Source organism: Herbaspirillum sp. 1173 (genome assembly GCF_031455335.1).
GTDB classification, from domain to species: domain Bacteria; phylum Pseudomonadota; class Gammaproteobacteria; order Burkholderiales; family Burkholderiaceae_D; genus Herbaspirillum; species Herbaspirillum huttiense.
On record NZ_JAVDSP010000005.1, the window covers coordinates 142,422 to 161,508 of the forward strand.

At 64.5% G+C, this 19,087-nt stretch carries 13 protein-coding genes; 5 read left to right on the forward strand and 8 right to left on the reverse strand.

Annotated features, from left to right (window positions below; all coding sequences use genetic code 11):
- Positions 1-12: 12 nt before the first annotated feature.
- From J2X56_RS17395 to J2X56_RS17410, 4 genes are all read right to left on the reverse strand, one after another.
- On the reverse strand, positions 13-1,101 hold the full coding sequence (locus J2X56_RS17395; RefSeq protein ID WP_039783129.1) for an ABC transporter ATP-binding protein: 1,089 nt from the start codon (positions 1,099-1,101) through the stop codon (positions 13-15).
- A 73-nt stretch (positions 1,102-1,174) separates the two neighbouring features.
- Positions 1,175-2,986 carry an iron ABC transporter permease gene (locus J2X56_RS17400; RefSeq protein WP_121041041.1) on the reverse strand — a complete coding sequence of 604 codons (1,812 nt, stop codon included), beginning with the start codon at positions 2,984-2,986 and terminating at the stop codon, positions 1,175-1,177.
- Positions 2,987-3,179: 193 nt separating this feature from the next.
- Positions 3,180-4,286 carry an ABC transporter substrate-binding protein gene (locus tag J2X56_RS17405; RefSeq protein ID WP_310161230.1) on the reverse strand — a complete coding sequence of 369 codons (1,107 nt, stop codon included), beginning with the start codon at positions 4,284-4,286 and terminating at the stop codon, positions 3,180-3,182.
- Positions 4,287-4,365: 79 nt separating this feature from the next.
- On the reverse strand, positions 4,366-5,346 hold the full coding sequence (locus J2X56_RS17410; RefSeq protein ID WP_134134261.1) for a tripartite tricarboxylate transporter substrate binding protein: 981 nt from the start codon (positions 5,344-5,346) through the stop codon (positions 4,366-4,368).
- Positions 5,347-5,628: 282 nt separating this feature from the next.
- Between J2X56_RS17410 and J2X56_RS17415 the strand changes: the two genes are divergently transcribed.
- The gene (locus J2X56_RS17415) at positions 5,629-6,303 is read left to right on the forward strand and encodes a response regulator (RefSeq protein ID WP_034331694.1); all 675 of its coding nucleotides are present in this window, start codon (positions 5,629-5,631) and stop codon (positions 6,301-6,303) included.
- Positions 6,303-7,760, forward strand: a complete 1,458-nt coding sequence (locus tag J2X56_RS17420) for a sensor histidine kinase (RefSeq protein ID WP_204726847.1) — start codon at positions 6,303-6,305, stop codon at positions 7,758-7,760. The genes J2X56_RS17415 and J2X56_RS17420 overlap by 1 nt, the downstream gene beginning before the upstream one ends.
- A gap of 14 nt (positions 7,761-7,774) precedes the next feature.
- Here J2X56_RS17420 and J2X56_RS17425 read toward each other — a convergent pair whose 3' ends face one another.
- The 4 genes from J2X56_RS17425 to J2X56_RS17440 form a co-directional block, all read right to left on the reverse strand.
- Positions 7,775-9,535, reverse strand: coding sequence for a methyl-accepting chemotaxis protein (locus J2X56_RS17425; protein ID WP_310161234.1), 1,761 nt, complete (start codon positions 9,533-9,535; stop codon positions 7,775-7,777).
- A gap of 200 nt (positions 9,536-9,735) precedes the next feature.
- Complete coding sequence (locus tag J2X56_RS17430) at positions 9,736-11,487, reverse strand: methyl-accepting chemotaxis protein (RefSeq protein ID WP_310161236.1); 1,752 nt, start codon at positions 11,485-11,487, stop codon at positions 9,736-9,738.
- A 240-nt stretch (positions 11,488-11,727) separates the two neighbouring features.
- Positions 11,728-13,356: an aromatic amino acid ammonia-lyase gene (locus J2X56_RS17435; protein ID WP_310161239.1), complete on the reverse strand. Its 1,629-nt coding sequence runs from the start codon at positions 13,354-13,356 to the stop codon at positions 11,728-11,730.
- Between the two features lie 39 nt (positions 13,357-13,395).
- Positions 13,396-14,649, reverse strand: coding sequence for an allantoate amidohydrolase (locus J2X56_RS17440; RefSeq protein ID WP_310161240.1), 1,254 nt, complete (start codon positions 14,647-14,649; stop codon positions 13,396-13,398).
- Positions 14,650-14,815: 166 nt separating this feature from the next.
- Here J2X56_RS17440 and J2X56_RS17445 point away from each other — a divergent pair, with 166 nt between their 5' ends.
- The 3 genes from J2X56_RS17445 to J2X56_RS17455 all read left to right on the forward strand — a co-directional run bounded on the left by J2X56_RS17445 (position 14,816) and on the right by J2X56_RS17455 (position 19,043).
- Positions 14,816-16,147 (forward strand): C4-dicarboxylate transporter DctA, encoded by a 1,332-nt coding sequence (locus J2X56_RS17445; RefSeq protein ID WP_310161242.1) that lies wholly within the window; start codon positions 14,816-14,818, stop codon positions 16,145-16,147.
- Between the two features lie 107 nt (positions 16,148-16,254).
- On the forward strand, positions 16,255-16,947 hold the full coding sequence (locus tag J2X56_RS17450; protein WP_121041059.1) for a GntR family transcriptional regulator: 693 nt from the start codon (positions 16,255-16,257) through the stop codon (positions 16,945-16,947).
- Between the two features lie 299 nt (positions 16,948-17,246).
- Complete coding sequence (locus J2X56_RS17455) at positions 17,247-19,043, forward strand: methyl-accepting chemotaxis protein (protein WP_310161245.1); 1,797 nt, start codon at positions 17,247-17,249, stop codon at positions 19,041-19,043.
- Positions 19,044-19,087 lie beyond the last annotated feature (44 nt).

Here is a 19,087-nt window from a genome sequence, read left to right on the forward strand (position 1 = left end):
CAGCTTAGTTTTTCAGAATGCCCACAAGGCCTGTTCCGGCAGCGACAGCCAGTATTCGCCCTGGTCCAGGCGCTGCGGTGCGTAGGCGCGCAGGCCGACCGAACCGGCCGGTCCGCCCTCGACCTTGAACAGGCATTCCCAGCGGTCGCCCAGGTACATGCAGGTCGAGAGCGGCAGGCGAATCGCATTGCCGGTCTGCTCACCCGCGATGCGCACCTGCTCGACCCGGATGATGCCGGTGAGCTGCTCGCCGGGCTTGGCATCCTCGCGTCCGCGCAGGGTCGCCACCGCCGTGCCGCCATCCAGCTTGACGGTCACGCGGTCACCCTCGCGGCTGACCACCTCGGCGGCCAGCTTGTTGTTGCTGCCCATGAATTCGGCGGTGAACAGGGTATTGGGGGTCTGGTACATGCTCTGCGGCGTGCCCTGCTGTTCGATGCGGCCATTGTTGAGCAGCAGGATGCGGTCGGAGATGGCCATGGCCTCGCCCTGGTCGTGGGTCACCATCAGCGCCGACAGGCCCAGGCGCACGATCAGTTCGCGCAGGAAGGCGCGTGCTTCCTCGCGCAGCTTGGCGTCGAGGTTGGAGAGCGGCTCGTCCAGCAGGATCACCTGCGGGTTGTAGACCAGCGCACGGGCGATGGCCACGCGCTGCTGCTGGCCGCCGGAGAGCTGGTGCGGATAGCGTTCGCCCAGGTGGCCCAGGCCCAGCTGCGACAGCACTTCCTTGACGCGCTTGGCGATCTCGGCCGAGGGCGTCTTGCGCAGCTTGAGGCCATAGGCGACGTTGTCGGCCACGGTCTTGTGCGGCCACAGCGCATAGGACTGGAACACCAGGCCCAGATTGCGTTCTTCGGCCGGCATCTCGAAGTTGCGTGCGCCATCAAAAACGCGGCGGGTGCCGATGTCGATGGTGCCGGCCTTGGGCGATTCCAGCCCGGCCACGGCGCGCAGCAGCGTGGTCTTGCCGCTGCCGGAGGGACCCAGCAGCGCCACCACTTCGCCGCGCTGCAGTTGCATGGAGACGCCCTTCAGGATGGGGTTGGCGGAGGCGCCGGTGCCATAGTCCAGGTGCAGGTCGTTGACGGAAAGTTCGGTCATGATGATTCCTCAGAATGCTCTTGCTGTATCGGGAGGCCGGCACCCCGGGTACCGGCCGTGCTTTCGGTGCAGGTCAGTCGTGCAGCTTGACGCCGAAGCGCAGCGCAATGCCCAGGCCCACGGCCACCAGCGTGATGTTGATGAAGGACAGCGCTGCCACCAGTTCCACCGCACCCGCGGCCCACATGGAGACGATCATCGAGCCGATCACCTCGGTACCGGGCGAGAGCAGGTAGACACCGGTGGAGTACTCGCGCTCGAAGATCAGGAACACCATCAGCCAGGCGCCCACCAGGCCGTAGCGCACCAGCGGAATGGTGACGTCACGCGTGACGCGGGAGCGCGAGGCACCGACCGCGCGGGCGGCTTCTTCCAGTTCCGGGCCGACCTGCAGCAGGGCGGTGTTGATCAGGCGCAGGCCGTAGGCCATCCACACCACCGAGTAAGCCAGCCAGACCGAGAAGATGGTCGAACGCAGGCCGCGCAGGGCGGGAATGAAGCTGTCCACCAGCCACAGGGCGATGGGGTTGTCGATGCCCTTGAGGGCCGAGTCCAGCAGCGAGGGCACGAACAGGAACACCCACAGGAAGGACAGGCCGGCCAGCAGGCCCGGCACCGCACGCGGCACCAGCACGCTGTAGTCGAGGAAGCGGGTCACGCCATCCTGCTTGCGGTGCATGGCCAGGGCGATGGCGGTATAGCAGGCCACGGCCAGGGCGCCGCCGATCACGCCGATCAGCACCGTGTTGATGATGCCGCGCACCAGCGAGGGTTGATCCCACACGTTGAGCAGGTTCTCGAAGGTCAGCACGTCCAGCAGGTTGACGCCATCGCCCCAGTGCGAAACGAAGGTACGCAGGCCGATGCCCGAGAGCGGGATGATGACCGTGAACAGCAGCCAGCCGGCGATCAGAGTGAACGCCACCCAGCGCCACTTGCCCAGCGGCAGCGCCTTCTGGCGCGCGCCCTTGCCCTTGATGGCAACGAACTTGTTGGCCGAGCGCAGCAGCCAGCGCTGCAGCATCACCAGCGGCATGGTCACCGCCACCAGGCACACGGCCACCGCTGCCATCAGGTGATACGACGGCGTGCCCAGCTTGTTGGTGAGCTTGTAGAGATAGGTCGGCAGCACCAGGTGGCCTTCCGGATCGCCCAGCACCAGCACCAGGCCGAACACTTCAAAGCCGAGGAAGAACACCAGCACGCCGGAGTAGGCCAGTGCCGGGGTAATCATCGGCAGCGAGACGTTGAGCGCGACCTGCAGCGGCGAGGCACCGGCCACGCGGGCTGCTTCTTCCACATCCGAACCCAGGCTGCGCAGGGCGGCCGAGGCATACAGGTAGACGTGCGGCACGTGGGTCAGGCCGGCGATGATGACGATGCTGGTGAAGGAATAGATGTTCCACGGATCACCCTCGAAACCGAACACCGACAGCAGGTTCTTGACCCATACCGTGTAGAAGCCGACCGGCCCCATCGAGACCACGTAGCCGAAGCCGATCACCATGGGCGAGACGAAGATCGGCACCATCAGCGCGGGAGCGATGAAGCTGCGGCCCGGCAGGTCGGTACGCACCATCAGGAAGGCCAGCATGCCGCCCAGCGGCACGGCGATCAGGGCCAGGCCGGTGGCCAGCGTGAGGCCATTGACGAAGGCCTGGCGGAAGTCCGGGTCATCGAAGATGAAGCGGTAGGAATCGAAGGTCAGCGTCTTGACCGGCGCGAAGAACGGGGCCGACAGGAAGCTTTGATAGAAGATCAGCAGCAGCGGCACGAAGATGGCCAGGGCTGCCAGCAGCACGACCAGGCCGCGCGGCCAGTTCAGCCGGAAACGGCGGGTCGGCAGGGCTGGCTCGCTGCGCGGTAGCGTTGTGGTGGTTTGCATGGTGCGCCTCATGAGTGGGCAGATGGATCAGGACAGGCAGGGAAGCGGCCAGAGCCGCGCTCCGGAACAACGATGTTGCAAGGTGCTGACTTGCACCCCGTTCGGACTGGGCAGACCCGCAGGGAAAAATCGAAGGCGTGACGCCCTTGGCACTGCGGACTCCCCGGCCCGTAACAGGATTGATTTAAAAAATTTACTTCTTGGTGGCTTCCTTCCACTGCTTCAGGAAGTCCAGGCGCTTCTTCTGATCCAGGTATTCCAGCAGTTCGGTGGAGACCGGCATGGGCTTGAGCGACGCACCCAGCTGCTTAGTCAGTTCGGCCGAGGTGGTGGCACCGGTCACATCGCCACGGATGGCGAACAGCTGCGCATCATTGGCGATGATGGTCTGGCCGCGCTTGGAGAGGATGTAGTCCACCCACAGCTTGGCGGCATTGAGGTTCTTGCCGGCCTTGTTGATGAAGATCACGCGCGAGAGCACCAGGTTGTAATCCTTGGTGAAGGCCACGCCGATGGACGGGTCCTTCTTGGCGCGCACCAGGGCGTAGGGGCCGAGGATGTTGTAGCCGATCAGGTTTTCACCCGAGGAGATGCGCTCGAGCATGGTGCCGGTCGAGGATTGCACGCGCGCAGCCACGCCGCCCATGGCCTTGGCGAAGTCCCAGAAATGCGGGTTGTGCTTCAGGTCATAGGTCATCAGGCTGAAACCGACGCCGGACTTCTCGATGTCGTAGGTGGTGACCTTGTTCTTGAATTTTTCCTGCTTGCTGACCAGCAGCTTGGTGAACTCGTCGTGGGTGGCCGGCACTTCGGCTTCGGTCACCAGGCGCTTGTTGTAGACGATGGCAGCGGGCTCGAAGGTGGTGCCGTAGGCAGTGTCCTTCCAGTTGGCCCAGGCCGGCACGGCGGCGGCTTCCGGTGACTTGTAGGCCACGGCATAGCCTTCGGAGGCCAGCTTGACCTGCAGGTCCATGGAAGAGGACCACATCACGTCAGCCGTGGCGCCACCGGCGGCCGCTTCGGAGATGAAGCGGTTGTAGGCTTCGGTGGAGTTCATGTCGTTGTACTCGACCTTCACGCCCGGATAGAGCGCACCGAAATCCTTGATCAGCGCTTCGGCCGCCTTGGAATCGGTGGTGCTGTAGATCACGACCTTGCCTTCCTTCTTGGCGCCGTCGATGACCTTGGCGTAATCGGCGGGATAGCCGGCGGGGGTGTCGGCATGGGCCACACCGCTGAAAGTGACGGGCAAAGCGAGGGCCAGGCCGAGCGCAATGCTCAGGCGACGTTTGTGCAACATGGATTCTCCTTGATGATGAAACGGACCTTGCGCCGGCCCGGCTGCAGAGCACGCCTGACGGCGTGTGCAACCTGGCTGATCAGCGCACCAGGCCCAACTCCTGGGACTGCCTGCGATAACGCGCAACGGTCTGCGCGATGTAATCCGAGAGCGGCTTGCCGGTCATGGCAAAGGGTTGCAAGCCACCGATACTGCGCTGGCGATCGAATTCGGGATCGGCCAGTACCCGGTCGAAATACCGGACCCAGCGCCGGTAGTCCGCCTCCGGCGCATGCGGGCTCATGTAGAAGCCGCGAATGATCGGCCACACCACCTCGTAACCCTGTTCGCGTGCGGTCGGTATTGCCTGCAGCGGGCCCGGCAGCCGTTGCTCGGACAGCACCGCCAGGATGCGCACCTTGCCGTCGGCCATGAAGTAGGCGGCTTCCGAGGTGTCGCCCGAAATCACCTGCACGTGTCCGGCCTGCAAGGCGGCAAACGAATCACCGCCGCCTTCCAGCGCCACGAAGCGGAACTGCCTCGGCGTAAAACCGGCTTGCTGTGCCAGCAGCGCCATCTTCAGCCAGTCCTGGCTGCCCACGGTCCCGGACAAACCCACGGTGACCGCCGACGGATCCTTGCGGATCGCTTCCAGCAACTGCTTCAGGTTGCGCCACGGCGCATCGCCGCGCACCGCGATCATGCCGTGATCGATGCCGATCCCGGCCACCCAGCGCACGTCGCCCACATCGGCGGGGCCATACTTGCCTTGCGCCAGGCTCAGCAGCGAGCCGCCCGAAAACGCCACCAGCGTCTCCGGCCCACCGCGCCGCTGCGAGACCACCGAACTCCAGGCCACCGCCCCGATGCCGCCGGGCAAATACGCCACCTTGAAGTCCTGCTTGCCGCCCTCTTCCTGCATGGCCCGGCGCAACAGCTTGCACGAGGCGTCCATGCCGCCGCCCGGCTTGGCCGGGACGATGCACTCGGCCGCCAGCGCGCACGGCATCGCACAGGCCAGCAGACAGGCGGCCAGCAAGCGAACACAGTGGTGCCAACGATGCGAGCGGTCCGCCTTCATGGCGGTCAGCAGCAGAAACGGGAGGCGGGAAGAACGGTACGGACGGGTCCGGACCCAAGGGTGGTCATGATGTGTCTCCGGCTTGGATTTTTTGATATGGGCGCATCGTACAAGAAAAGCCTTTCAGCCGGCTTTCAGCGAAGCTGTCAGTGTGGGATCGATGCTACGCAGTTTCCACAATGGCCGGATGAGGACGTTTCAAAGGCGGCGGCCCATCTGTTAGCATCCGCGCTGGAGACAAGCCGTACCGCAACGTACAAGTAAAAGTAAAAGGGCCGCCGCATGCGCATCCTGCTGGTCGAAGACCATATCGAACTTTCCCGCTGGCTGTCCAAGGCCCTGCGCGACGCCCACCTGACGGTGGAGTGCGCGCACAACGGTGCCGACGCCGACAGCCTGCTGCTCACGCAAGACTATGCGCTGGTGATCCTCGACCTGACCCTGCCGCGCATGGATGGACTGGAAGTCCTCAAACGCATGCGTGCGCGCGGCAGCCGCACGCCGGTGCTGATCCTGACCGCACGCGGCGGCCTGGCTGACCGCGTCAGCGGCCTCAACCTGGGGGCCGATGACTATCTGGCCAAACCCTTCGAACTGGAAGAACTGGAAGCGCGCGTGAAGGCCCTGCTGCGCCGCTCGCAGAGCCAGGAAGCGGTGACCGTGGCCTGCGGTGCGCTGTGCTTCGATACGGTATCGCGCACCTTCACCTATCACGGCGAACTGCTGGCGCTGACCCCGCGCGAACACGCGGTGCTGGAAGTGCTGATCATGCGCCAGGGCCATACGGTCCCAAAGGACAAATTGTTCCAGCAGGTCTTTTCGCTGGATGACAATGCCAGCGTGGACGCCATCGAGATCTACATCCACCGCCTGCGCAAGAAGCTGGAACACGAGGGTGCCGGCCGCGTCGGCATCACCACCCTGCGCGGCCTGGGCTACCTGCTGCAGGCCGCGTAATGGCGCAGACCACCCGCCGACTGGGCAACCTGCGCAGCCAGCTGGTGCGCTGGCTGCTGATTCCGCTGACGCTGCTGGTGGCGCTGGACGCGGTCTCGGTCTACTACAACGCGCTCGAAGTGGCCGACCTGGCCTATGACCGTTCGCTGCTGGCCTCCACCCGTGCGCTGGCCGAACGGGTCTCCATCGTCAATGGCCATGTCACGGCCGACGTGCCCTACGTGGCGCTGGACAGCTTCGAGACCGATACCCTGGGCCGCATCTACTACAAGGTCACGGGCCTGAAAGGGGAACTGGTGTCCGGCTACGAAGACTTGCCGCCGGTCCCTGCCAACGTCAAGCGCTCGGAAGTCTATCCGGCCTTGGTGCGCTTCTATCAGGCCGACTATCACAACCAGCCCATCCGCATCGCCGCGCTGCTGCAGCCGGTGTATGACGACAGCATGCGCGGCATCGCCCTGATCCAGGTCGGCGAAACCATGGAGGGCCGCAACGGCATGACGCGCAAGATCCTGTTCGACACGCTGTGGCGCCAGGGCACGCTGGTGACCGTGGCGGCGCTGCTGGTGTGGTTTGCGGTGCGCTTCGTGCTGCGCCCGGTGATGCAGCTCAAGGGCGAGGTGGAGTCGCGTGCGCCGACCGACCTGTCCGGTTTTGATCCGGCACTGGTGCACAAGGAAATGCGCCCGCTGGTGCAGGCCATGAATGGCTACATGGGCCGGTTGCAGGCCCTCATCAGTGCGCAGCGGCGCTTCATCGCCGATGCCTCGCACCAGTTGCGTACGCCGCTGACGGTATTGAAGACCCAATCCGAACTGACCCTGCGCGAACTGCGCCGCACGCGGCTCGACCCGGCCGAGCTGCGCGAGCTGGTGGAGGGCATGGCCCGCACCACCGATTCCGCCGTACATCTGGCCAATCGCCTGCTGACCCTGGCGCGCGCCGAACATGGCGCGGCCGAGGGCGGCACCATGCGCGTCTCGCTCACCGATGCCGCACGGCAGGTCGCGCTGGAGTTGTCGCAGCAGGCGGTGGCGCGGCGCATCGGGCTGGCCTTCGAGGAAGAGGGCGACGTCGGCATCGAAGCCAATGCCCTGCTGCTGCATGAACTGATGGTGAACCTGCTGGACAATGCGATCCGCTATACGCCCGTCGGCGGCCAGGTCACCTTGCGCGTGCGCGCCATGCGCCGTCCGGGGCAGCCGACTGCGGCCCTGCTGGAGGTGGAAGACAACGGCCCCGGCATCGCCGAGGCCGAGCGCGCAAAAGTGTTCGAACCCTTCTATCGCGCCGGGGCCACCCAGCACGTCAACCCGGGGGGGACCGGGCTGGGGCTGGCCATCGTGCGCGAGATCGCCGCCATGCACAGGGCCAGCGTCACGCTGGATGCCCCGGCGCAAGGCAGCGGGCTGGTGGTGCGCATCGCCTTTCCGGGCGTGGTCGAGCTGCGCGCCTGATCACCAGAGTTAGTTCAGAATTGTTCCCAATCTCCGTCACCGGCCGGCGGCGCCTTGCTGCTGGCCTTGGCAATGGCGGCGTTGGCGGCCGTCTTGGCCGGCAGGGCGGGGACCACGACGGCTGGCGCGGGCGGTGCGGCGGCGGGCTTCTGTGCCGCTGGCTTGGGAGCAGCTGGCTTGCTGGTCACCGGCTTGGCGTAGGCGGTCGCAGCCCCGATCGCCGCATGCTGGCTATCCAGCCGGAAGATGCTGACCGTCTCTGACAGGCGGTGCGATTGCTCCTGCAGGGATTGCGCAGCGGCCGCCGCTTCCTCGACCAGCGCGGCATTCTGCTGCGTGACTTCATCCATCTGCGCGATGGCGCGGTTGATCTGCTCGATGCCGGCGCTCTGCTCGTTGCTGGCGGCCGAGATCTCGCCGACCACGTCGGTGACGCGCCTGACGCTGGCCACCACTTCGCTCATGGTGCTGCCGGCCTGCTCCACCAGGCGGCTGCCGTTGTCCACCCGCGTCACCGAATCATCGATGAGCGCCTTGATCTCCTTGGCCGCCGATGCGCTGCGCTGGGCCAGGGTGCGCACTTCGGAAGCCACCACCGCGAAGCCGCGTCCCTGCTCGCCGGCACGGGCGGCTTCCACCGCCGCGTTCAGGGCCAGGATGTTGGTCTGGAAGGCGATGCCGTCAATGACGCTGATGATGTCGACGATCTTGCGGGAGGCATCATTGATCTCCCCCATGGTCTGCACCACCTGCCCCACCACGCTGCCGCCCTGCACCGCCACTTCGGAGGCGGTGGCGGCCAGGGTGTTGGCCTGGCGGGCGTTGTCGGCATTCTGCTTGACGGTGGAAGTCAGCTCTTCCATGGCCGAGGCGGTCTCTTCCAGCGAGCCGGCCTGCTCTTCGGTGCGCGAGGACAGGTCCAGGTTGCCGCTGGCGATTTCCTTCGACGCGGTGGTGATGGCATCGGTCCCCTGGCGGACCTGGGTGACGATGCGGTGCAGGTTCTCGTTCATGGCCTTCAGTGAGGCCAGCAGGGTGCCGGTCTCATCCTTGGTGGTGGCCTCGATGCGCACCGTCAGGTCGCCCTGCGCCACCGCACCGGCGATGCTGACGGCCTGGTTGAGCGGACCCGTGATGGAGCGCGTGACCAGCCAGGCGGCAGCGACGCAGATCAGGATGGCCGAGCCCGAGAGCAGCAGCATCAGGCTGGTGGCGGAACTGGCGGTCTGTTTGCCCTGGACCACGCTCTCGTCCATCATGGTCTTCTGGTAGGCCACGAAGTCATCGAGCGCCTTGAGGTACTTGTCCTGAACGGGCACGACTTCCTTGAAGAGCAATTCGGTGCCCTCTTCCTTCTTGTTCTGCTTGATCAGTTCGCGCAGCTTGTCACGCGAGGGCGTGTAGGCATTGCGGGCATCCATGACCATCTTGAGCATGTCCTTGTCGCGCGGGCTGGTAAGCAGTTTCTCGATCTGCGCCAGCGCCTTGCCGGTCTTGGCGCTGAAGGACTGCCCTTGTTCCGTGTACTTCGCCGATTCCTCGGGCGTGCGGCCGAGCAAGGCATCGCGCAGACTGCGCACGGCGCCATTGACGTTGTCACTGATGTCACTGGCCAGTGCGATCTTCTGGTAACGGTCCTCGACGATCTCGGCGGTGGACTTCTCGACCCGGTCCAGGCTCTTGAGCGCGATCCCCGTGATCACGCACATCACCCCGATGAGCACGGCGAAGCAGACGGCCAGCCGGACGCTGATCCTGATATCTTTGATGTTCATACTTACCCCCTTGTTGGCTGTGAAGACATGCATGTCTTTCTGTCAGCAAATTGTTTACGGAATGCAACGCCGCACTGGATCGCCTGACGCATGAAAAAAGCGCCGGTCAGCAGATGCTGAACGGCGCTTTTGGCCAATACTTGAGAAAACAGGGTGAGGTCCGGAAGGCGGACCTGGCCCCTGAGCCTGCGATAGTTAGTTCAGAATTGTTCCCAATCCCCGTCATCGGCCGCCATGGCCTTGCCGCCGGCCTTGGCGCTGGCTGGCGCGGCCGGTTTCGCCGGCAGCGCCTTGGGTGCCGGCACGGGTGCTGCCACAGCGGCTTTGGCGGGTGCGGCGGCCACCGGCTTGCTGCTGGCCTTGGGCGGCACCGGCTTGCGCGCGGGCTGCGCACGCGGCGTCTCATGGCTGCTGAGCTTGAAGATGCTCACCGTTTCCACCAGGCGGCCCGACTGTTCCTGCAAGGACTGGGCGGCGGCGGCGGCCTGTTCCACCAGGGCGGCATTTTGCTGGGTCACTTCGTCCATCTGCACGATGGCGTGATTGATCTGCTCGATGCCGTCGCTCTGTTCGTTGCTCGCCGCCGAGATCTCGGCCACCACGTCGGTAACGCGGCGCACGCTGGCCACCACTTCGCTCATGGTGGCACCAGCCTGTTCCACCAGACGGCTGCCGTTATCCACGCGGCTGACCGAATCATCGATGAGGGCCTTGATCTCCTTGGCCGCGGACGCACTGCGCTGGGCCAGGGTACGAACTTCGGAAGCCACCACCGCAAAGCCGCGTCCCTGCTCACCGGCACGGGCCGCTTCCACGGCGGCGTTCAGGGCCAGGATGTTGGTCTGGAAGGCGATGCCATCAATGACGCTGATGATGTCGACAATCTTGCGCGAGGCTTCGTTGATCTCGCCCATGGTCTGCACCACCTGGCCCACCACGCTGCCGCCCTGCACTGCCACTTCGGAGGCGGTGGCGGCCAGGCTGTTGGCCTGGCGGGCGTTGTCGGCATTTTGCTTGACGGTGGAGGTCAGTTCTTCCATCGCCGAGGCGGTCTCTTCCAGCGCGCCGGCTTGTTCTTCGGTGCGGGAAGACAGGTCCAGGTTGCCGCTGGCGATTTCGGAGGAGGCAGTATTGATGGTGTCGCTGCCGGTCCGCACCTCGCTGACGATGCGGTGCAGGTTCTGGTTCATGGTCTTGAGCGAAGCCAGCAGCTTGCCGGTTTCGTCCCGGGTGGTCTCGCCGATCTGTATCGTCAGGTCGCCTTGCGCCACGGCGCTGGCCACGTCCACCGCTTCATTGAGCGGCCGCGTGATGGAGCGCGTGACCCACCAGGCTGCCAGCACGCACAGCAGAATGGCCACGGCCGACAGTTCCAGCATCAGGGCGATGGCCGAATCGCTGGTCTGCTGGCCTTCGGCCACGCTTTCATCCATCAGCGTTCTCTGGAAGGCGACGAAGTCGTTGAGGACGTCGAAGTAGCGGTCCTGCTTGGGAATGACTTCATTGAAGAGCACTTCGGTGGCCTCTTCCTTCTTCTGCTGAAGGATCAGCTCACGCAGTTTGTCGCGCGACGTGCTGTAGGCGGCACGCGCGTCCTGGATGGCCTTGAACAATTCCTTGCCGCGCGGCGTGCTGATCAGTTTTTCGATCTGGTTCATGGACTCGGTGGTCTTGGCGCTGTTGGCCGCACCGCGGTCGAGATAGCGCTTGGCCTCCTCGGGGTTGCGTCCCAGCATGGCATTGCGCAGGTTGCGCGCGGCCGAATTGACGTTCTCGCGGATCTCCATCACCAACGCGATCTTCACGTAGCGGTCCTCGACGACAATGCGCGAAGCCTTGCTGATGCTGTGCAGGCTCTGCATTCCTACGCCCGCGATCAGGCACATGACCGCGACCAGGATGCCGAAGCAGGCCGCCAGTCGTGCGCTGATCTTGATGTTCTTGATGTTCATTCGTGTTCCTCGATGGAGTGTGAGAGTGCTGGTGAGCGCAGTCTGGCTGCGCGCGCGTCATCCAGCCATCAGGGATATCCTGATGCGCGCAGACAACACGCAACATGCGATTGCCGCAAGGCAATCCCACTGGCGCTGCCCCAAAATGAAAAAAGCTGCCGTTCAATCTTCTTGAACGTCAGCTTTTTGTCAGACTTGAGCCTGCGGGGTCAAATTCTCATGGCTCGGCTCGCATTTCCGTCACACGAACGTCCCGATGGCCGCGATCACCGCCTCCCGCACCGACCCGCTGACCACGAAGCCATGCGCGGCCTGCACGTCGTCGTGGAACCAGCGATCGCCCTCCAGGCAAGCCGGAATCTGGCGGCGGATCTCGTCATAGGCTACCTGCGTACCCTGCCCCAGCTTGAAGTCCTTGAGCAAGTCCTCGGTCATCGTCAGCGCCTGCGCCGCCAGCAACATTTCCACGCCGACGATGTATTGCGTGTTCTGCACCACCGTCATCGCCTTGCGGGCGCACCAGGTCGAGTTGGAGATGTGATCCTCGCTGTTGCCCTTGGAAGGGATGCTGTCGACGCTGCCGGGCATGCACAGGGTGCGGTTTTCCATCACCAGCGAACTCATGGAACACTGCACCACCGGATAGCCCGTGTTGACCCCGCGCACGCCGCTCATCAGGTTGCGCGGCAATCCCCACGACAGGGTCGGATCGATCAGGCGCGCGATGCGGCGTTCGCAGATGCTGCCCAAGTCGGTGATGGCCATGGCCAGCAAGTCCATCGCCTGCGCCAGATACTGGCCGTGGAAGTTGCCGCCGGAAATGATTTCGAAACCTTCGCCGTCTTCCTTGTTGAAGATCAGCGGATTGTCGGTAGCGGAGTTGGTCTCTTTCTCGATGATGGTATCGATGTAGTCGAGTGCATCGAATACCGGACCATACACTTGCGGTGCGCAACGCAGCGAGTACACATCCTGGATGCGCGCGGTGTAGGGGATATCGGTGCGGCGCAATTCATCGGGCAATTGCACGGCGCGCGCTTCATGCGTGGTACGGGTGGAGCCCTTGAGCAGCGTGCGGATGACTTCTGCCGTCTTGATCTGGCCCGCATGCGGACGCGCCTGCTGGATACGCGGATCGAAGGCCGACATCTCGGCCCGCATCGCTTCCAGCGTCAGCCCGAGCGACAGGCAGGCATCGGTCAGCAGATGGCGCGCATCGTGCGCGGCGAGGATGGCGACGGCCAGCGAAGCGGTGCAGCCATTGATGAGGGCCGAGGCATCCTTGGCCTTAAGATCAAATTTGACCGAACCTATCCCGGCCTGCTCGATGGCCTGCGTAGCACGCATGCGCTGGCCCTGATACATCACTTCGGCTTCATCAAACCCGGCAATGGCCGCCGCCAGGTAAGCCAGCGGCGCCAGATCGCCGGAAGCGCCGACCGATCCCTTCTGCGGCATGATCGGATGGATACCGGCATTGATGAAGGCCAGCAGGCGATCCACCACTTCCACGCGCGGCGCGGAATAATTCGATGCAAACGCATTGGCTCGCAGCAGCATGGTGGCGCGGCTGACTTCTTCCGAGAACGGCTCGCCGATACCCGCGCTGTGCGCACGAATCAGCTGGGTCTGGAACAGCTCGATATGCTCGACCTTGATGCGGGTGTCCTTGAGCAAACCGACGCCGGTATTGAAGCTGTACATCATGGGCGCTTCATCGTGCATCCAGGTGCTTTCGATGTAGTCGCGGCTTTGCTTGAGGGCCGTTCGCGAAGACTCGGCGAGTGCGACTTTCAGGTGAGGGGCGCGGGCCACGCTGACGACTTGCGCAGCGGTGAGGTTGAATCCGTCGATGGTGATGGTGGACATGGAGACTCCGTAATCTTTCAGTAAAAAGCCTGAGCGCGCTCAGGGCTGGAATTGTTCGACCAGATGGCGGAAGACCTGCGCAGCGATGCAGGCGTCCTCGGTGCTCATGGTCTCGTCGGGGTGATGGCTGATGCCGCCGTTGCCACAGCGCACGAACAGCATGGCCACCTCGCACAGCGGTGCCATCGCCATGGCATCGTGCCCGGCCCCGGAAGGCAGGTGGCGCACCGGCCAGCCGGCCGTCTCGATGGCCTGTGCCAGCGCTGCCTGCAGGCGCGGCGCGCAGGGCACGCTGGCCGCCTCATGGGTCTGGCGCAAATCGATCCCGACCTGGCGCCGCGCGGCAATGCGCTCGATCTCGGCGCGCACGTCGGCCACCGCCGCCAGACGGTCTGCATCCTCCTCGGCCCGAATGTCGATGGAAAAACTGGCCAGCCCCGGCACCACATTGGCCGCGCCCTGCACCACTTCCAGGATGCCCATGGTGCCCACCAGCCCCGGCTTGATGCCGCAGCGCCGTTCGATGTAAAGCCCGATCTCGGCTGCTGCCATTGCCGCATCGCGGCGCAGGTGCATGGGCACCGTGCCGGCATGTCCGGCCAGGCCGCGCACCTCGGCCATGAAGCGGCTGGCCCCGGAAATCGCAGTGACCACGCCCACCGGCAAGCCCTCGTTGAGCAACAGCGGGCCCTGTTCGATGTGCACCTCGACAAACGCCGCCACGGAAGCGGGCGACCACGCATCCCCTGCAATCCCAGCCGGATCCAGTCCGGCAGCCTGGATCGCCTGGCGCATGCGGATGCCCTCGCCATCCACGTTTTCCAGCACGGCCTGGTCGAAGGTGCCGGCCACGGTGCGGCTGCCCAGCAGGGTGGCCTTGAAGCGCACGCCCTCTTCCTCGGCAAAGCCGATCACCTCGATGGGAAACGCAAAACGCTTGCCCGCACGATGCCATTGGGCAATGCAGGCCAGCGGCAGCACGATGCCCAGGTTGCCGTCGTACTTGCCGGCATTGCGCACGGTATCGAAGTGCGAACCGGTCACCAGCGCCGGACGATGCTCATGTCCTGGCGCGGCCTCGTAGCGGCCGATCACGTTGCCGGCGTTGTCGCGCCGCACGCGCAGGCCGGATTGCTCCATCCAGCGCGTCAATTCGGCGGCGGCAGCCTGGTGCGTGGGGGTGAGATAGGTCCGGGTCAGCATGCCGGGGGCTTCACTGTGCTGCGCCAGCAGCTCGGCCCACTGCATCGCTTGCTGGCCGGCCTGCTGGCTGGACAAGTCCATAGCGTTCATCGCGTCTCCTCTGCTCGACCGGCTCCGGGATGGAGCGAGACTCGAAAATTTTCGCGTTTTTTATTGTATTCAAAAATTGTATGCAATATAGTGATCTCGCGCCACCGCGACAAAAAAGATCACCTGCGTTGGCAACATTTCAATAAAACAAGTCAAGGAGACAACGGTGAGCAAAGTATTCAAGTCCCTGTTCGGGCAGGTGGTGCTGGCGCTGGTGGCCGGCATCGTCATCGGCCTGCTGTGGCCGGATTTTGGTCAAAGCCTCAAACCGCTGGGCGACGGCTTCATCAAGCTGATCAAGATGATCATTCCGGTCATCGTCTTCTGCGTGGTGGTGCAAGGCATCTGCGGTGCCAGCGACCTGAAGAAGGTCGGCAGCGTGGGCGTCAAGGCCATCATCTATTTCGAAGTCGTGACCACCATCGCCCTGCTGCTGGGCCTGGTGCTGGCGCTGCTGGTCCACCCCGGCGCGGGCATGAACATCGATCCCAGCAACCTGGATGCCAGCAGCCTGTCGGGCTACATGGCCAATGCCGGCAAGGTCAAGGAAACCGGCTTTGCCGACTTCATCATGAAGCTGATCCCGGCCACCGCCGTGAGCGCCTTCACCTCCGGCGATGTGCTGCAGGTGCTGCTGATCTCGGTGACCTTCGGCTGTGCGCTGCTGCTGATCGGTGACAAGGGCGCACCGGTGGTGGCGCTGGTGTCGTCGCTGTCGGATGCCTTCTTCAAGTGCATGTCCTTCTTCATCCGCCTGGCACCGCTGGGCGTGCTGGGGGCGATTGCCTTCACGGTCGGCAAGTACGGCATCGGCTCGCTCAAGCAGCTGGCACTGCTGGTGCTGCTGTTCTACGGCGCGGTGATCTTCTTCGTGCTGGTGGTGCTGGGCGGCATCCTGCGCGCCAGCGGGCTGTCCATCTTCAAGCTGATCCGCTACCTGCGCGAAGAGCTGGTGGTGGTGCTGGCCACCACCTCCTCGGACAGCGTGTTGCCGCAGATCATGAGGAAGCTGGAACACATGGGCATCAAGAAATCCACCGTCGGCCTGGTGATCCCGACCGGCTATTCCTTCAACCTGGATGCCTTCTCGATCTACCTGACCATGGCCGCGCTGTTCATCGCCCAGGCCACCAACACGCACCTGTCCTGGGGTGACCTGGCGGCGATCCTGGCCATTGCCCTGGTGACCTCCAAGGGCGCACATGGCGTGCCCGGCTCGGCCATCGTGATCCTGGCAGCCACGCTGACCACCATCCCGGCCATTCCGGTCGTGGGCCTGGTGCTGGTGCTGTCCATCGACTGGTTCATCGGCATCGCCCGTGCGCTGGGCAATCTGCTGGGCAATTGCGTGGCCACCGTGGTCATCGCCAGCTGGGAAAAGGATATCGACAAGCAACGCGCCCGCGCCGTACTCAATGGCGAACACGTGACGCCGCTGGCCGAGGAACTGCCCGTCATCGACCTGCCGGGCGTGGCCGGCAACCCGGCCCGGGCCTGAGCCCGCCGATGGACGCAGGGGAAGCGGAATTGGCTGGCCATCGTTGCACTGGTTACAATGGAGCGCCGCCGCCTGGCGGCCCTCACAGCCACCCGTCCACGCCAGCCATGACCGCTTCCGCCCCTGCCCCCGCGCCCGACAGTTCCGACGCCATCGCCAGCGACATCGCCGCCAATATCGCCGCGCAGCGCCTGCCGCCCGGTGCCAAGCTGCCCGAGGAAGCGCTGGCGCGGGTGTACCAGGTCAGCCGCACCAAGATCCGCGCGGCGCTGGTGATGCTGGCCAAGGACAAGCTGGTGGACCTGATCCCCGACAAGGGGGCCTTCGTCAGCAAACCCACGGTGGAGGAGACGCGCAACCTGTTCTTCGTGCGCCGGGCGCTGGAAGCGGCCATGGTGCGCCAGTTCGTGGCCTGCGCCACCGAAGCGGATTACGCCCGGCTGGAAGCGCACCTGGAACAGGAACGCCAGGCCGTCAAGGATGACAACATGCAGGTGCGCTCTTCCCTGCTGAGCGACTTCCACATCCTGCTGGCGCGCATCGTCGGCAACGACGTGCTGACCGACATCCTGGAAAAGCTGGCTGGCCGCAGCGCCCTCATCACCATGCTCTACCAGTCCACGCGCGATGCCGCCTGCTCCAGCGAGGAACATGGCGCCTTCATCGCGGCGGCGCGGGCGGGCGATGTCGAGAAGGCCGTCGAACTGATGGAACACCACCTGCTGCATGTGGAACAGGCACTGGCCTTTGAACCCAAGTCCGGCCCGCGCAAGGATCTGCTGCGCGAACTGTTGTCATGAATTCGTCAGCAAGCGCTGAGCGCAGTTGAAAAACTTAGTAAATATTCATTTCCATTCATATCAGTCCGCCTGCTGCAAGGGATAGCGGGCGGTCTTACCGTACTCCGACTAAGTTTTCTTCACATCGGCCCGGAACCGCCCAAGTCTCGGGCAAGCCCGCATCAGACGGTGAAATCCAGCTGTATTCCACGGTTACCGCCACGGCAGCGGGGTCCAAACTCATGCACCGGTCCGGATGCCGTCCGTCAAGATTGAACAGGGCCTGGTTCACCAAACAATAATGATTTCAGGGATTCCACATGCTCAACTCCATCAAAGCCCGCATCCTGTTCTATACGATTGCCCTGCTGGTCGCCAGCCTGGCGGTGGTCGGGACGGTGTCCTTCTTCATCATCCAGACGGATAACGAACGCGCCATCGAGCGCAACGCCCAGGCCGTGGCCACCGGTTTCGGTTCCACCATCAATGAATGGGTGGCGGCCCGCACCGCCATGACGGTAGCCGCCGCCGAAGGCGTGCAGGGGGCCGATCCGGTGTTCGTCATCAAGCTGCTGCAGAAGAGCGGCGGCTTCTACGTCACCACCCTCGGCCGCGAAGACAAGACCGCCTTCACCTCGGCTGCCGAAGGCCTGCCGGCCGGCTATGATCCGACCGCCCGCCCCTGGTACAAGCAGGCGGTGGCCGCCGGCAAGCCGGTGCTGACCAAGCCCTACACCGATGTCGCCACCAAGAAGCCGATGGTCTCCTTCACCGCACCGGTGATGCAGAACGGCCAGCGCGTGGGCGTGGTGGCGGCCGCCATGTTCCTCGATGGCGTCTCCGAAGTGGTGCGCGCCATCCACCCGACCCCGGCCAGCTACGCCTTCCTGGTGGACCGTGACGGCCTGATGCTGGCGCACCCGGATGGCCAGTGGGTCAACAAGCCGGCCAAGGAGTGGAATGCCGAGCTGACCCCGGAACGCCTGCAGAGCCTGGCGGCCGATGACAAGGTCAGCGCGCTGCCACTGGATGGCGCGGCCAAGCTCATCAAGGGCATCCCCATCAAAGGCACCGAATGGACCCTGATGCTGGCCATGGACAAGGCCGACGTCACCGCCGGCATGCGCAATGCCACGCGCTCGGCGCTGATCGCGCTGGTGCTGGTGGCACTGGCGGCAGCGGGCATCATGAGCGTGATCACCACGGCGGTGTTCCAGCGCCTCTCGCGCGTGCGCCGGGCCATGGACAGCCTGTCTTCCGGCAACGGCGACCTGACCCTGCGCCTGGCCGAAGACGGCAAGGATGAAGTGACGCAGATCTCGCGCTCCTTCAACCAGTTCGTCAACCAGATCACCGGCATCCTGCAGGACGTGCGCCGCAGCAGCGATACCGTCAAGATTTCTTCCACCGAGATCGCCAGCGGCAATCAGGACCTGTCGGCCCGTACCGAGCAGCAGGCCGGTGCGCTGGAAGAAACCGCCTCGGCCATGGAACAGCTGACCTCGACCGTGCAGCAGAACTCGGAAAGCGCGCGCCGCGCCAACGAACTGGCCGGCAATGCTTCCCGCATCGCGGCTCAGGGCGGTGAAGTGGTCGGCAACGTGGTCTCGACCATGGAAGCCATCAATGCCTCCTCGCGCCAGATCGCCGACATCATCACGGTGATCGACGGCATCGCCTTCCAGACCAACATCCTGGCCCTGAACGCCGCCGTCGAAGCGGCCCGCGCCGGTGAGCAGGGACGCGGCTTCGCGGTGGTGGCTTCCGAAGTGCGTTCGCTGGCCCAGCGCAGCGCCCAGGCCGCCAAGGAGATCAAGCAGCTCATCGACAACTCGGTCTCCAAGGTGGCCGACGGCGGCGTGCTGGTGGCCCAGGCCGGGCAGACCATGGAACAGATCGTGGCCAGCATCCGCGACGTCAGCGTGATCGTCAGCGAAATCGCCCATGCCAGCAGCGAACAGAATGGCGGCATCCAGGAAGTGAACCTTGCCATCACGCATATCGACGAAGGCACGCAACAGAATGCAGCGCTGGTCGAACAGGCGGCAGCCGCCGCCAAGTCCTTGCAGGATGAGGCGCACCGGCTGTCGGTGCTGGTCGGCGGCTTCAAGATGTAGCGCCACCTTCGTCATTCTGACGTGCCCGTCTCGTCAGAATGACG

Bases quoted from the DNA above. Each gene is read 5' to 3' on its own strand.
- J2X56_RS17395 (WP_039783129.1), bottom strand. From the start codon at position 1,101: ATGACCGAACTTTCCGTCAACGACCTGCACCTGGACTATGGCACCGGC.
- J2X56_RS17400 (WP_121041041.1), bottom strand. From the start codon at position 2,986: ATGCAAACCACCACAACGCTACCGCGCAGCGAGCCAGCCCTGCCGACC.
- J2X56_RS17405 (WP_310161230.1), bottom strand. From the start codon at position 4,286: ATGTTGCACAAACGTCGCCTGAGCATTGCGCTCGGCCTGGCCCTCGCT.
- J2X56_RS17410 (WP_134134261.1), bottom strand. From the start codon at position 5,346: ATGAAGGCGGACCGCTCGCATCGTTGGCACCACTGTGTTCGCTTGCTG.
- J2X56_RS17415 (WP_034331694.1), top strand. From the start codon at position 5,629: ATGCGCATCCTGCTGGTCGAAGACCATATCGAACTTTCCCGCTGGCTG.
- J2X56_RS17420 (WP_204726847.1), top strand. From the start codon at position 6,303: ATGGCGCAGACCACCCGCCGACTGGGCAACCTGCGCAGCCAGCTGGTG.
- J2X56_RS17425 (WP_310161234.1), bottom strand. From the start codon at position 9,535: ATGAACATCAAAGATATCAGGATCAGCGTCCGGCTGGCCGTCTGCTTC.
- J2X56_RS17430 (WP_310161236.1), bottom strand. From the start codon at position 11,487: ATGAACATCAAGAACATCAAGATCAGCGCACGACTGGCGGCCTGCTTC.
- J2X56_RS17435 (WP_310161239.1), bottom strand. From the start codon at position 13,356: ATGTCCACCATCACCATCGACGGATTCAACCTCACCGCTGCGCAAGTC.
- J2X56_RS17440 (WP_310161240.1), bottom strand. From the start codon at position 14,649: ATGAACGCTATGGACTTGTCCAGCCAGCAGGCCGGCCAGCAAGCGATG.
- J2X56_RS17450 (WP_121041059.1), top strand. From the start codon at position 16,255: ATGACCGCTTCCGCCCCTGCCCCCGCGCCCGACAGTTCCGACGCCATC.
- J2X56_RS17455 (WP_310161245.1), top strand. From the start codon at position 17,247: ATGCTCAACTCCATCAAAGCCCGCATCCTGTTCTATACGATTGCCCTG.